The organism is Parasphingorhabdus sp., assembly GCF_036964565.1.
Taxonomy (GTDB): domain Bacteria; phylum Pseudomonadota; class Alphaproteobacteria; order Sphingomonadales; family Sphingomonadaceae; genus Parasphingorhabdus.
In genome coordinates this window covers 1-13234 of the sequence record NZ_JBALTN010000002.1, presented here as the reverse complement: position 1 = coordinate 13234, position 13234 = coordinate 1, and the positions used below count along the sequence as shown (strand labels likewise).

Below are 13234 nucleotides of genomic sequence, written 5' to 3'. Positions count from 1 at the left end.
TTCAGGCGACAGATCGCCAGCTCAGCGCGTCATTTCGTAGGTGATGCTCAGCGAGACGACCGTTCCGACCTGGCCCGGCTCGACCGGCGGAGCGGAGGATGCGATCTCGCTTTTCATGCGCGCCGCGGGGGCATAGGACTGGTTGGCAATGCCCTCGTTGATCGACAGCACGCGCACGCCGGTATAACCTTCCGCCCGGGCATAGCTCATCGCGCGGGCCTTGGCATTGGCAAGCGCCCGCTCCCGCGCCACGTCCTTCATCTTGCTGTCATCGTCGATCGAGAAGGTCGGACCGTTCAAATTGGTCGCGCCGCTGCTGACGACTGCGTCGAGAATCTTGCCCAGCTTCGATATGTCATGGACGGTCGCCGAGACCTGGTTCGATACGACATAGCCTACAAACCGGTTTTCGCGCGTCGGTTGATCATATTCATAATCTGCCCGAAGATTGATGCCGGTGGTCTGGATATCCTTTTCGGCAATGCCCAGCGACTTGAGCCGGTCGATCACCGCGCGCGCCTGCACCGAATTCTCGCGCAGAGCCTCGGTTGCGGTCTTCGCCTTGGTTTCCACGCCGGTGCTGAACATCGCGGTGTCGGGGGCGCTGTCCACCTGTTCCGACACGCTGAGTTCGATGACGGGATTTTGGGCGGTGATCTGAACGTCGGCGGCCTGGGCCAAATTCATCGGTACCAAAGCAAGGGCTGCGCCAGCGAGTAAAATCGAAATTCTCATAATATTCTCCATTGATTTAACCCCTTATAGAAGGGCCTGCATGAACAGCAGCTATATAGGCTTGCCGAATCCGGCCGGTCAGATTTCCCGGTCTTCCATCGCCGATCTGGTGGCCGTCAATTTCCACGACCGGCATGATAAGCAGGGTTGATGACGAAATGAAGGCCTCCGCCGCCTGTTTCGCCTCGTCGATTGAAAAGGCGCGTTCCTCCACCGCGAGTCCCATCGCCTTCGCCTGCGCCAGTGCTTCAATCCGGGTCACGCCCGGCAGGATCGCGCGGTCGAGCTGATGCGAAATCAGCACGCCGTCGCGAGTGATGATATGAGCATTCTGGGACGTACCTTCGGTGACCAGGTCCCCTTCGGTCATCCAAACATCATCGACGCCCGCGGCCACGGCCTCCATCTTCATCAGCGAAGCGTAGAGCAGCTGCGTGGTCTTGATATCGCATCGCTGCCAGCGCAGGTCCGGACGGGTGATGATCCGCATGCCCCGGCCAGCGAGCGGGTTTTCGATCAGGTCCCGCGACTGGGCGAAGGCGAATATGGTGGGGGCGGTGCCGGGTGCAGGCCAGCGATAGTCGCGATCCTCCATCACCCCGCGCGACACCTGGAGATAGACCAGCCCCTCCTGCAGGCCGTTTTTTGCCACCAGCTTTCGCGCAATCCCGGACCAGTCTGCAAAGGCATTGATGGACAGCTCGCCGAGCGACCGCTCCAGGCGTGTGACGTGCCGTTCCATGTCGATCAGCCGGCCATCGATGACCGAAACCACTTCGTAGACGGCATCGGAAAACAGCAGGCCGCGGTCGAAAACGGAGATTTTGGCGGCTGTCCTGGGGACATAGTCGCCGTTGAGATATACGATGCGCAAGTCATGTTCCAATCGCCGATCTTGTCCCATTCACGCCTAACAATCCGATATGCCATCGCAGGTCAATGACCATAATCGAAAAGAGAAGGCTTGAGCCGAAACCCGCTTGGCCCTAACGCGCTGGGATCATGTCGCAGCCCCCTATTTTTTCCTATGAGAATCTCTCGCTTCACCAGGGTGAAGGATGGCTGTTCCGCGACCTCGATCTGCATGTAGGCCCGCGTGACCGGCTGGCGCTGATCGGGCGCAATGGTGCCGGCAAGACCACGCTGTTGCGACTGATCACCAACGAAATCGAGGCGGACAAGGGCAAGCGGGTCATCCAGCCGGGCGTCAATATCGTGATGCTGGAGCAGGAACCGGATTTCACGCCGTTCGCAACATTGCGCGACTTTGCTGTCTCCGGAGACACGGGACCGGCATTGCATGAAGTCGAGGCGATTGCCGATCAGCTGGGAACCGACCTTTCCACCCGGGCCGACAAGGCCAGCGGCGGCGAAAAGCGCCGTGCCGCGCTGTGCCGGGCGCTGGCCTCGCAGCCGGACCTGCTGCTGCTCGACGAGCCGACCAACCATCTGGACCTGGGCGCGATCGACTGGCTGGAGGAGTGGCTGGGACGCTACAAGGGCGCGTTTATCACGATCTCTCACGACCGAACCTTTCTGACCCGGTTGACGAAGCAAACATTGTGGCTGGACCGCGGCGCCCTTCGGCGACTGGAGGTCGGCTTCGGCGGCTATGATGCGTGGATGGAGAAAATCTATGCCGACGAAGCCCGTTCGGCGGAAAGGCTGGACGCGAGGCTGAAACTCGAGGCGCACTGGCTTGAACGCGGCGTGACGGCGCGCCGCAAGCGGAACCAGGGTCGGCTGGAGAAGCTGTGGGAGATGCGCGCCCAGCGGGCAGCGATGATCGGTCCGGCGGGCGCGGCCAAGCTGCAGGCGGAAGCGGACGACAGCCGAACCAAATCGGTGATTACTGCAACGGACATTTCCAAGTCATTCGGCGAAGGAGAGTCGAAGCGGGTCATCATCCAGAATTTCTCGCTGCGCATCCAGCGCGGCGACCGCATCGGCATTGTCGGAGCCAACGGGGCCGGCAAGACAACGCTGCTCAAAATGCTGACCGGTGAACTGGAACCCGATACCGGAAGCGTGGCCCTTGCCAAGACGCTGAACGGCGTTTTCATCGACCAGCAACGCAGCCTGCTGACACCCGACAAGAGAGTCCGCGACGTGCTGGCCGATGGCAGCGACTGGATCGACGTGCGCGGAACCAAGAAGCATGTGCAGGGCTATCTCAAGGAATTCCTGTTCGCCCCCACGCTGATCGACGCAAAGGTCGGGACCCTGTCCGGGGGCGAGCAATCCCGCCTCCTGCTCGCCCGCGAATTCGCGCGCATGTCGAACCTGCTGGTGCTCGACGAACCGACCAATGACCTGGATCTCGAGACGCTTGATCTGCTGCAGGAAGTGATTGCAGACTACGAAGGCACCGTCTTGCTGGTCAGCCATGATCGCGACTTTCTGGATCGGACGGTGACCGTGACGCTGGGACTGGATGGCAGTGGCCAGGTCGATATTATCGCAGGCGGCTACGCCGAATGGGAAGCCAAGCGCAAGCAGGTCGAAACAGATCAGAAATCGTCATCCAAGCCGGCCCCGGTTGCCGCCCAGGCAGGCTCCCGATCCAGCAGTCCCAGCAAAAAACTGAGCTACAAGGATCAGCGCGACTATGATCTCTTGCCGGAGCGGATCGAGGCGATCGACCAGCGGGTCGGCGAGATCGAACAGCTGCTGGCGGATCCCGATCTTTACACCCGCGATTTTGCGCGCTTTGATGCGTTGACGCGGGAGAACAGCGCGCTGGCCGACGAAAAGGATGTCGCCGAAATGCGCTGGCTGGAACTGGCCGAAGAAGTCGAACGCCTCAACAAGATATAATCAGCCAGGGAGGCGGTAGAAAATCGCCAGCCGGTCGAGCGCTATTTTCAACACCAGTTTCCCCGACCGTGCCGGCCACCCCAGATTTTTCTCCGCAACCGGTGTCCCCTCCCCACCGCAGATGATCCGCCAGGCAATATCCGACAAATCGCTCCCGAGATGATCCAGCGCGCTGTCGAAGCGCTGCTTTGCTGCGACCTGGGCTTCGGGTTCGCTGAGCATCGCCGGGACCCGGCGCTTTTGTCGGACAATCGGAATGCCGTCCCAGCGCATCGTCGTCCGCGGCGCAAGATTGGCCCGTTCCCAGTCGGCGCGCAGCAATTCGCCGGCATCAAACTGCCGGTCCGACAGATGACCATGCGCGTGCAGCCATCCCAGCGGCGATTCCGACAGGTTCACGGTGACGCTTCGCACGCGCCGGTATTTCCTTTGGCCGCTGCCGCGCTCTTCCCCATCCTGGGGCAGGGCCCGCTCGGCGAGCAGCCGCGGGCCTGAAAATGCTTGAGCCGTTGCGGTTATTTTTTTAGACATGAAACCTCCTATTCTAGGTGATAATCCTCTTGCCATTTTCTCAATAATGTAGGAAAGGATAAAACCATATAGGTTTGGAGAGCAGCATGATCAGCCGTATCCGAGACGTTCGCAAGGCCAAGGGAATGACGCTGGACGAGGTCGCCAGACGGTGCAGGCCCGCCACCACCGCCCAGACCATCGGTCGGCTGGAGACCGGCACCCGGACATTGTCACTGGACTGGCTGAACCGGATTGCCGACGCGCTTGGCGTCGACAGCGCGGCTTTGCTCGCCCTGCCAGACCAGGAAGAGCTCCCGGTCGCCGCGATACTGGATCACAAGGGCGCACATGCCCTCAGCAAGGTGGAACATATATATCAACCCGCGATCGAGCCGGCGATGGTGGCGCTGCGCGTGAAGAGCAGCGTGGGAGATTATCGCGCGGGCGATGACGTCTTGCTTTCGCGGCGCACAGCGGATCAGTTTTCGGCCGCTCTCAATCGTGATATTCTGGTGCCCCGTCCGGCGGGACGCTTCCTGTTCGGCCGCCTGATCGGGCATCAGGACAACCGCCTGCAGATCCTGCCGCTTGGCAGCGGTGCACGCCAGCAAATCGTCAATGAGCCCGAATGGATTGGCGTCGCGGTGCGGCTGGTAAGGGAGCTTTAGGGCCTCTGTGCTAGGAGGTCCGCCATGACCCGGCCGCTCAATAACCTGACGCTTTCAACATTGTTTCCGAATGCGTCGGCCCCCAATTTCGGCATATTTGTCGAGCGGCAGACGGCCGAGCTTGCCAGCCGGCAGGAGACCAGCGTAACCGTCATCAATCCGGTCGGGATACCGCCCTGGCCGCTCAACAGACATCGCCGCTATCAGGCCCTTGATGGCCTCGCACAACACGAGCAATGGCACGGCATGGACGTGTACCGCCCGCGGTTCCGGTTGATCCCCAAGGTCGGCGGCGGCGCCAATCCCAGACGCATCGCCAATACTGTGATGGCCCTGGTGAAGCGATTGCATCGGGAACATCGGTTCGACATCATCGACGCCGAGTTCTTCTATCCCGACGGTCCGGCAGCGATGCGACTCGCGGCGGCGCTCGATATCCCCTTTACCATCAAGGCGCGCGGCGCGGATATCCATCACTGGAGCCGCGATGCCAAATGCCGGCAGCAGATGCTGGAAGCGGCAGACAAGGCCAGCGCCTTGCTGGCGGTGTCAGAAGCCTTGAAGCAGGACATGATCGCCTTGGGAATGGATGGAAGCAAGATCACCATCCACTATACCGGGCTGGACCAGGACCGGTTCGTGCCGGTCGACCGTGCCGCCGCGAAGCAGGCGTTGGGCGTCGAGGGTCCGTTGTTCATCACCACCGGCGCACTGATCGCTCGCAAGAACCAGGACCTGGTGATCCGCGCCATGGCCAGCCTTCCCGACGCGCAGCTGATGCTGGCCGGCACGGGAGAGCAGGAGCAGAGCTACCGGGCGCTGGCCGAGCAGCTGGGCGTCGCCGACCGGATCCGGTTTCTGGGCAGCGTGTCGCACGAGCAGCTGGCCCAGCTGACGGCGGCTGCCGACATCGCCATTCTCGTTTCCAGGTCGGAAGGTCTGGCCAATGCCTGGGTCGAGGCGCTCGCCTGCGGCACGCCGGTGATCATCAGCGAAGCCGGTGGCGCGCGCGAACTGGTATCCACCGCAGAGGCCGGCCGGGTCGTCGCCCAGTCGGTCGATGCCATCGTCGAGGCTGCCCGGGACATTCTCGCCGCTCCGCCGGACCAGGATCGCGTGCGTTCGACGGTGAACCGATTCAGCTGGCAGACCAACGGCGACCAGCTGCTGGCGGTGCTGCGCGATGCCGCCGGGCGGCGCTAGCCGATCGGCAGAAACGCGCCTACAATCCAGCGTTCCTCGGCCCGCAATACACCCCAGGTCCGCGCCGCGGCGCGGCTGTCCATGACTTCGAGGCCCATGCCGGCCGCCTCCACTTCGCGGCGGAAGGAGGATGGTGGCTGCTGCATCGACGGGCCGCTGCCCAGCAGCAGAAATTCCGGTGGGGGAGACAGGTTCAGACTCGACAAGATCCCGGCGAGATCGAGCTGGTCAAGCCGGGCGCCGGGCCAGTCCATCGCCTGCTCCGGCGAGATCAGCAGGCCCTGCTCGAACCGCCGGTCACCAATTTTGTAACCCTGCGGCGTGAACCCGGTAACCACTGGCCCGGTAAACTCGACATCCTTGCGCAGTTCTACCAAGGGTCAGCCAATCTGCTCGGGCCCACCGAGCTTCTCCGCCTTTTCATTGGCGGATTCCGCCGGCACAAATGTATCCGGTCCGACCTTGAGCCAGATCAGGATCGGCGCAGCCATATAGATGGAGCTGTAGGTACCGACAAACACGCCGAAGAACATCGCCACGGAGAAGCCGAAAATAACGTCCGGACCCCACAGAATGAGCGCGCCCAGCGCAATCAGCATCGTCAAGCTGGTCATCACCGTCCGCGCCAGCGTCTCGTTGACCGAAAGGTCGAGCAGCGCGATGATGTCCATCTTGCGATATTTTTTCAGATTCTCGCGAATCCGGTCAAACACCACGATGGTGTCGTTGAGCGAATAGCCGATGATCGTGAGCAAGGCTGCGACGATGTTGAGGTTGAACTCCATCTGGGTCAGGGCAAACAGACCGAAGGTCAGCGCGACATCGTGGACCAGCGCGAACAGCGCACCAATCCCGAACTGCCACTCGAACCGGACCCAGATATAGATGGAGATGGCGATCACCGCGAACAGCAGCGAATAGGCACCGGTTTCGAACAGTTCCGAGGACACCTTGCCGGAAACCGATTCCACGCCGTCGATGCGGACATCGGGATATTCCGCCCTGACCGTCGAGACGATCTTCTCGGTCATTTCATTGGCCGCTTCCGGCCGCGATTCCGCGTCGGCGGGAAGCCGCATCCGGATCGACACTTCATTGTCATCGCCAAAGCGCTGGATGGTCGCTTCGCCATAGCCGAGACCACCGATGCGATCGCGCAAGTCGGAGATCGGGGCTGTTTTCGTCTCGGTAAAGGTCGCCTGAATCATCTGGCCGCCGATGAAATCAACGCCGAAGTTCAGGCCCTTGGCCGCGACCAGCCCGATCGATGCAATGATCGTCAATATGCTGAACGCCATGGCGATATTGCGCCATTTGATGAAGCCAATATTGGTATCGTCGGGGACGAGTTTTAACAGTCTCATATCAGCAACTCCTGCGGCCGGGCCCGCCGGACCCAGAGCGCCACAAACATGCGGGTGACAACCACCGCGGTGAAGACGGAGGACGCGATACCGATCATCAGCACCACGGCAAATCCCTTGACCGGCCCGGAGCCGAACATGAACAGCAGAACACCGGCAATGATGTTGGTGACATTGGCGTCCATGATCGCCCGCGAGGCTTCCTTGTAGCCGACTTCAATCGCCTGGACGACCCTTCGCCCCCGTTTTCGTTCTTCCCGAATTCTCTCGTTGATCAGCACGTTGGCATCCACGGCCGAACCGACCGTGAGCACAAAGCCGGCAATGCCGGGCAGCGTCAGCGTGGCGTTGAACATCGCCATGACGCCGACAATGATGAACAGATTGAGTGCGAGCGCGATATTGGCGTACATGCCGAAGCGGCCGTAGGTAACGACCATGAAGGTCAGCACGGCGACGGTGGCAATGATCGCGGCAATCGTGCCCTTGTCGATCGAATCCTTGCCGAGATCGGGACCGACGGTGCGCTCCTCGACGATCTTGAGGTCCACGGGCAAGGCGCCGGAGCGCAGCGCGATTGCCAGCTGGTTGGCGCTTTCAACGGTGAAATTTCCGGATATCTGGGCGGATCCGCCGAGGATCGGCTCGTTGATATTGGGGGCGGACAGCACCTGCCCGTCCAATATGATGGCGAAGGGCCTACCGACGTTATTCTGGGTCAGCCGCGCGAATTTCGAGCCGCCTTCGGTATCGAAGGTGATATTGACCACCGCTTCGTTGGTTTGCTGGTCAAAGCCCTGCCCGGCATCGGTCAGCTTGTCGCCGCTGATGCCGCCAAGTCGCTTGACCGCGATATTGGGCAAGCCGGTAGGATTGTCGGGATAGGGGAAAATCTGGCTTCCCACTGGCGCCCGGCCGGAAGCAACGACATTCGGGTCGGCTTCAAAATCGACCAGCTTGAATTCCAGTTTCGCGGTCTGGCCGAGCAGCGCCTTCAGCGCTTCGGGATCGTCGAGCCCCGGCACCTGCACCACGATCCGGTTGTCACCCTGGCGGATGATGGTCGGTTCGCGCGTGCCCATTTCGTCGATCCGGCGACGAATCACGTCGGTTGCGGTTTCCATGGCATTGTCGACGGCGTTTTCCAGCCCGGCTGCGGTCGGGGTCAGGACGAAGCGGGTGTCGTCGCGGACCTCGATGTCCCAGTCGCGCTGTCCGGTCAGGCCGGCGCCGCTGGTCAGCGGAACAATGGCATCCCGCGCCGCATCCACCTGGGTGCTGTCACGGACCATGAAACTGAGCACGCCGTCCCGCCGGGAAATATCGCCGATGCCGATCCGCGGACTGGCGCGGCGCATTTCCGCGCGTACCGATTCTTCCATCGTCTCGACGCGGGCACTGGCCACGTCGGCCGGGTCCGCTTCCAGCAGAATATGGCTGCCGCCCTGAAGATCGAGGCCGAGATTGATGGTTTCGTTCGGCAAGAAGCCGGGCCAGTATTTCTGGCCGCTCGCGCCAAGCAGGCTGGGGATCGACATGAGCACGCCAAAGGCCAGCAGCAGGGAAATGGAAATAACTTTCCAGCGCGGGAAATCGAGCATTGAATTTAACTTTCTATATCACCGCGTTCAGTCGTTCGCAGGTTTGGCGCCGCCCCGGGGAATTACATCCGACAGGGTTGCCTTGATGGCCTTGACCCGGACGCCGTTGGCGATTTCGATCTCGACATAGTCATCGTCGACCTTGACCGCCTTGCCGACCAGTCCGCCACCGGTGACGACCTCGTCATTCTTCTTGACCGATCCGACCTTCGCCTGATGTTCCTTCATCTTCTTTTGCTGGGGGCGGATGAGCAGGAAGTAGAAAACCGCGAAAATCAGCACCAGCGGCATGATCGAAATCAGAAAGCCGCCGGCGCCGCCGGAGCCTGCTGCTGCGGATAATATGGAAATAGTTGTCATGAATTCGTCCCGATAATTGCAAAATTTTATGTGTGGTGCGGGGGCCTGTGTTTCAAGCCCCAAAAGCCGTCAACCCCGATGATGCGCGCGCCTATCACGCACGCGGCGCAGGCGCAACGAAATCCGTAGGAGGGAAAGGTGGCGATCGGCGTGCAAACGACTTGCCAAGCCATGCCGACCTCCATATATGCGCAGCCTCGGTCGGGACGTAGCGCAGCCTGGTAGCGCATCACACTGGGGGTGTGGGGGTCGGAGGTTCGAATCCTCTCGTCCCGACCAATGGATATTGATTCCCAACCAAAAACCGCAGTTTTCCTCGACTTGGAGGACGCCCCAACATGCGGTTGAGAAATCAGAATCCCAAATTGTGCACCTACCTGTGCACTTTGATGTGCACATTTTCCAGGCAAACACCTTGGTTCCCAGAATCGGCCAATCGGACGTGAGTATTTATCGCCGAGGCGAAACTTACTGGTGGCGCCGGCGCGTCAGTTTGGGAAATCCAGCAAAATTGCCTATAATGCTCCGTATAACGCTAAAAACTCCGGATAAATCCGTAGCAAGGCGCATGGCACTTAGCCTAGATATGGAGCTTGAAATGGTCGCAGTGAAATACCCAACTCAGGTAAAAAGCCCTGATCCAAAAATGATCGCTGCTGTTTATAAAGAGGCTCTCGAATATAAGCGTGATCACATCGCAGCAATTCAGAGCCGTCCGCGATTTAACTTTGAGCTGCATCGACGCTATAATTCTGCATACAGCAAGCTGTTCTCTATGATGGGTGTGTGGGGTGCCTTGCCGGCAGATACAGGTCTGCAAGATTTGCCGCAGGCTCATTCTGAGGGGGATGAGGAAGATAAAAAGCTTTTAAAAGAACTTATCGATTTTCACTCAATGGTTCCATTATCGCAGATGCTACCGGGCATCGTACTAAGCCAAGGCATTAGCAAGGACTCCATCGCGATGGCCCCTTTAGGTCGCCCAGCCATCGCGCCGCGCTTGGTTGAACACATGATAGAAAACGCTGGAGTTGACGATACTCCAACAAATCGCAAAATCGTTTTATCGACGATTGCGCAAGCATATAGCCAAGCATGCCTTGATGCTAATCGGGAAATTGAGGAAAAGCGCAAATACAAAAGCCCTATCCCGCAGCAACAAACTTCAGATGATATCATCGACGAAAACCCCAAAGATGAAAAATTAGTCGCCGATGACGCCGAATTGGCTAGCGCTGAAAATCGCGCCTCTGCACAAGTTGAAGAGAGTGAGCCAAAATTCGCTCAGCCAGCATCCGCCCACTCCCGCACGGCGCACTCAGGTTTAATCGATCTGCGTGTATCAGAATTATGCACCTTGGCAGTCGAAGAGAACAGGCGGTCACAAAACTGGCAGGATTCTGCTTGTCGAAACGCAAAGGTAATTGCCGAAATTTTTATCGCAGAAAATGGCGACCTGCATTTAAGCCAGATAGAGAGAGGCCATCTCCTTGATATCCAGATGCGTTTATTGAAGATGCCCAGAATCTGGGGCAAAAATAAGGAAGACCGCGCCGGCGGTATGAAGACCGTATTTTCGCGTGGAGAGGCTCTTTCAGCCCAATGGATAAAAGACGCGCGCAAAGCCACGGAAGATAAATTACCTAAGGTAGGCTTCTCACCCACAACCCATAATCGCCATCTGAACACGCTCAAACAGTTGTTCGACTTTGCCCGAAAATTAGAAGATGGGCGCGGCAAACATACCCACATTTATCCCGATGTCAGCTTTAACAATCTGAATAAAAAGGATCCTAGAAAGAAGAACAAACGCCTCCCTGTGCCAAAAGAAGAAGAGGTCCTCAAGCTGCTCAGCGGCCCAATCTACACTGGGTGCCTTAGTCAACGGGAACGCTTCGAACCTGGAACAGACATCATTCATGACAGTTTTTACTGGGGGCCACTCCTTTTGATTGTTTATGGAAATCGATCAAACGAATTTTTCCAGATGCCTTTGAAAAATGTCTTTGAAGATGCGACGATCCCATATGTTCATGTTCGGACCAGCATTGATCAAGGAATAAAGACTGGAAACAGTGAAAGATCTCTTCCAATCGCACCTAAACTCATTGAGCTCGGCTTCCTAAATTACGTGAAGGAGCTGAGAGCTAAAGGTGCCTATTGGCTATTCCCCGAACTAAATACAACCAACGTCCCTGCACGAAAACGATTCCTGGAACTGGTCTTCAAGCCATTGCTTGCGCATCATTTCCCTGCTGGCACCTCAGTTACGATTGACGATAAGGATATTGACACGCGGTCTTTCAGGAAATTTGCAACTTCTTATCTCAGAAAAGGCCAACCCAAGATTGAGCTTGGCATTCGTCAGGCGTTTTTCGGTCATGCTCGGACCACAACGCTTGAAGGCATATATGAAGACGATCCATCATTAGACGAGCTGATGCCTTGTGTGATAAGATTACAGTCCTTGATTACCTCTATCGAAACACACCCGCTTAAATTGCGATCTGAGGAAAAAGGTGGCACTTCAGACTGACTGCGGCATTCAAGTGCCGAAAAGTATTAAGCAGATTGAACACGACCTTTAAATAACGACTTGGCCTAATGTCATTGGCTGCAAAGCTGTTCGCTGGTTCAGGCGGAAGCTGACGTGCCGACGGACAGAGTACCTATCGATCCACGGGATCACAGTCGGTAATTAGAGTTCACTCAAGAATTTTGCAAAGTCCTGAGACCATATCAATGAACTTTCATCCACCCAATCATGCCGGAATTTATTGGCCTCCTGAAATGTGTTTACCCGAGAACGTTATCTTGAGCTTACATAGAATCCTTTCTTTAGCTTTCTAAGAATACGATCAACAATTCGTAGCCAATAGCGATCAAATATTATAGGCTGAGCGCGATTCAAAAAGGGGTATTACTTTGAACCGAACGCGGAAGAAGCAAGCGAGCGATTTTCGGTCACATTACCGCGAAGCGGATTCTTATCTGCTCAAGCCAGACAGCAAAAAAGGTCGGCCAGGTTTGTTCGAAGCCTTCGGCGAAAATGATGAACCCGTACTAGTCAAAGTTTGGCCACGAAGGCGTGGCGTAGAAGACTCCGATCTTCAACAAATTTGGCAACATGAACTCCGCCAGCTTCATCGTCTCGGCGGATATCCGGGAGCAGTTGACACAATAGCTCCGCTCCAAAACTCCGGAATGGATGAGAAAGGCTTTTATCTTGTTTTAGATCCTGGACAACGCAGGCCACTGCAAGTTTTACTAGATCGTGCGAGTACAAATACAATTGGATTGCGTAACCCTCGCACAGCGTCAGCACGCTCGCGAATGTGGAGAAATTTGAAGCGTGTTGCATTTGGGTTGGAGACCCTTCACGCGCAAGGTCTTTTGCATAGAAATTTGGATAATTATTCAATTCTGACATCTGGTGGGGACTATCCTGATTTCCTGCTAACCGGATTTGAATGGTCAATGCGCGTTGTTGGAGGACGCAGCGGACAACGCACCAAAAATGCGAAAAGCGAACCGGATTCATTTCTCCACGATTGGGCTCAATTCGGCAAATTAGCGGCCGATCTTTTTAAGGTAGATGCAAAGCGGCTAGCAGACCTCTCGATCCCTCCTTTCACTGTTTCTGATCATTTATCAGCGGCAGAGATGAGGTTACTTCGTGATCTTCATCGTCTTGATTTTGATGATCATATCGACGGCGAGGTTGTCGGGAGACGCATTGACGAATTGGTGGAAAGCCTAGACGCTGAAAGCGCAATACGAGAAACGAAGCTGCACCTAGTTTTTCGGGTTGGTGGACAATCCCCTCTCGTAGAACGCATCAGATTGTCCGTCGTCAGATAATTTGAGACATATGGCGGTTTAAAATAAGCGAGTATTTGGTTCCATCTGGTTGGTTGATACTAGGCGGCGATCTTGCGGTATTGCAAGCGCCGATGTTCGATGGTTTTTCGTT

At 57.3% G+C, this 13234-nt stretch carries 12 protein-coding genes and 1 tRNA gene; 6 read left to right on the top strand and 7 right to left on the bottom strand.

The window, feature by feature from the left end; all coding sequences use genetic code 11:
* Nucleotides 1–21: 21 nt before the first annotated feature.
* A complete protein-coding gene (locus V7650_RS02060) occupies nt 22–735 on the bottom strand; it encodes an SIMPL domain-containing protein (RefSeq protein ID WP_335654582.1) in 714 nt (237 codons plus the stop codon).
* Nucleotides 736–751: 16 nt separating this feature from the next.
* Entirely contained in the window at nt 752–1609 is an 858-nt protein-coding gene (locus V7650_RS02055) for an aminotransferase class IV (protein ID WP_335654581.1), read from the bottom strand.
* A 128-nt stretch (nt 1610–1737) separates the two neighbouring features.
* Between V7650_RS02055 and V7650_RS02050 the strand changes: the two genes are divergently transcribed.
* On the top strand, nt 1738–3552 hold the full coding sequence (locus V7650_RS02050; RefSeq protein WP_335654580.1) for an ABC-F family ATP-binding cassette domain-containing protein: 1815 nt from the start codon (nt 1738–1740) through the stop codon (nt 3550–3552).
* On the opposite strand, the gene V7650_RS02045 is transcribed toward V7650_RS02050, so the two are convergent.
* Entirely contained in the window at nt 3553–4083 is a 531-nt protein-coding gene (locus V7650_RS02045; protein WP_335654579.1) for a DUF6456 domain-containing protein, read from the bottom strand.
* An 86-nt stretch (nt 4084–4169) separates the two neighbouring features.
* Here V7650_RS02045 and V7650_RS02040 point away from each other — a divergent pair, with 86 nt between their 5' ends.
* Nucleotides 4170–4733 carry a helix-turn-helix domain-containing protein gene (locus V7650_RS02040; protein ID WP_335654578.1) on the top strand — a complete coding sequence of 188 codons (564 nt, stop codon included), beginning with the start codon at nt 4170–4172 and terminating at the stop codon, nt 4731–4733.
* A 24-nt stretch (nt 4734–4757) separates the two neighbouring features.
* Nucleotides 4758–5936 carry a glycosyltransferase gene (locus V7650_RS02035; RefSeq protein WP_335654577.1) on the top strand — a complete coding sequence of 393 codons (1179 nt, stop codon included), beginning with the start codon at nt 4758–4760 and terminating at the stop codon, nt 5934–5936.
* Here V7650_RS02035 and V7650_RS02030 read toward each other — a convergent pair.
* From V7650_RS02030 to yajC, 4 genes are read right to left on the bottom strand one after another with little or no spacing between them, the layout of a single operon-like run.
* On the bottom strand, nt 5933–6313 hold the full coding sequence (locus V7650_RS02030; protein WP_335654576.1) for an Mth938-like domain-containing protein: 381 nt from the start codon (nt 6311–6313) through the stop codon (nt 5933–5935). The genes V7650_RS02035 and V7650_RS02030 overlap by 4 nt on opposite strands.
* 3 nt (nt 6314–6316) lie before the next feature.
* A complete protein-coding gene (secF, locus tag V7650_RS02025; protein WP_335654575.1) occupies nt 6317–7300 on the bottom strand; it encodes a protein translocase subunit SecF in 984 nt (327 codons plus the stop codon).
* Complete coding sequence (gene secD / locus V7650_RS02020) at nt 7297–8901, bottom strand: protein translocase subunit SecD (protein WP_335654574.1); 1605 nt, start codon at nt 8899–8901, stop codon at nt 7297–7299. The genes secF and secD overlap by 4 nt, the downstream gene beginning before the upstream one ends.
* Before the next feature lie 27 nt (nt 8902–8928).
* Nucleotides 8929–9261 (bottom strand): preprotein translocase subunit YajC, encoded by a 333-nt coding sequence (gene yajC / locus V7650_RS02015; protein ID WP_335654573.1) that lies wholly within the window; start codon nt 9259–9261, stop codon nt 8929–8931.
* Between the two features lie 202 nt (nt 9262–9463).
* Between yajC and V7650_RS02010 the strand changes: the two genes are divergently transcribed.
* The 3 genes from V7650_RS02010 (at nt 9464) to V7650_RS02000 (ending at nt 13122) form a co-directional block, all read left to right on the top strand.
* Nucleotides 9464–9540: transfer RNA gene (locus V7650_RS02010), tRNA-Pro, on the top strand.
* A gap of 319 nt (nt 9541–9859) precedes the next feature.
* Nucleotides 9860–11797, top strand: coding sequence for a hypothetical protein (locus tag V7650_RS02005; RefSeq protein WP_335654572.1), 1938 nt, complete (start codon nt 9860–9862; stop codon nt 11795–11797).
* Between the two features lie 389 nt (nt 11798–12186).
* Nucleotides 12187–13122, top strand: coding sequence for a hypothetical protein (locus tag V7650_RS02000; protein WP_335654571.1), 936 nt, complete (start codon nt 12187–12189; stop codon nt 13120–13122).
* The last annotated feature ends 112 nt before the right edge of the window (nt 13123–13234 follow it).

Bases quoted from the DNA above. Each gene is read 5' to 3' on its own strand.
- V7650_RS02060 (WP_335654582.1), bottom strand. From the start codon at position 735: ATGAGAATTTCGATTTTACTCGCTGGCGCAGCCCTTGCTTTGGTACCG.
- V7650_RS02050 (WP_335654580.1), top strand. From the start codon at position 1,738: ATGTCGCAGCCCCCTATTTTTTCCTATGAGAATCTCTCGCTTCACCAG.
- V7650_RS02045 (WP_335654579.1), bottom strand. From the start codon at position 4,083: ATGTCTAAAAAAATAACCGCAACGGCTCAAGCATTTTCAGGCCCGCGG.
- V7650_RS02040 (WP_335654578.1), top strand. From the start codon at position 4,170: ATGATCAGCCGTATCCGAGACGTTCGCAAGGCCAAGGGAATGACGCTG.
- V7650_RS02035 (WP_335654577.1), top strand. From the start codon at position 4,758: ATGACCCGGCCGCTCAATAACCTGACGCTTTCAACATTGTTTCCGAAT.
- secF (WP_335654575.1), bottom strand. From the start codon at position 7,300: ATGAGACTGTTAAAACTCGTCCCCGACGATACCAATATTGGCTTCATC.
- secD (WP_335654574.1), bottom strand. From the start codon at position 8,901: ATGCTCGATTTCCCGCGCTGGAAAGTTATTTCCATTTCCCTGCTGCTG.
- yajC (WP_335654573.1), bottom strand. From the start codon at position 9,261: ATGACAACTATTTCCATATTATCCGCAGCAGCAGGCTCCGGCGGCGCC.
- V7650_RS02005 (WP_335654572.1), top strand. From the start codon at position 9,860: ATGGTCGCAGTGAAATACCCAACTCAGGTAAAAAGCCCTGATCCAAAA.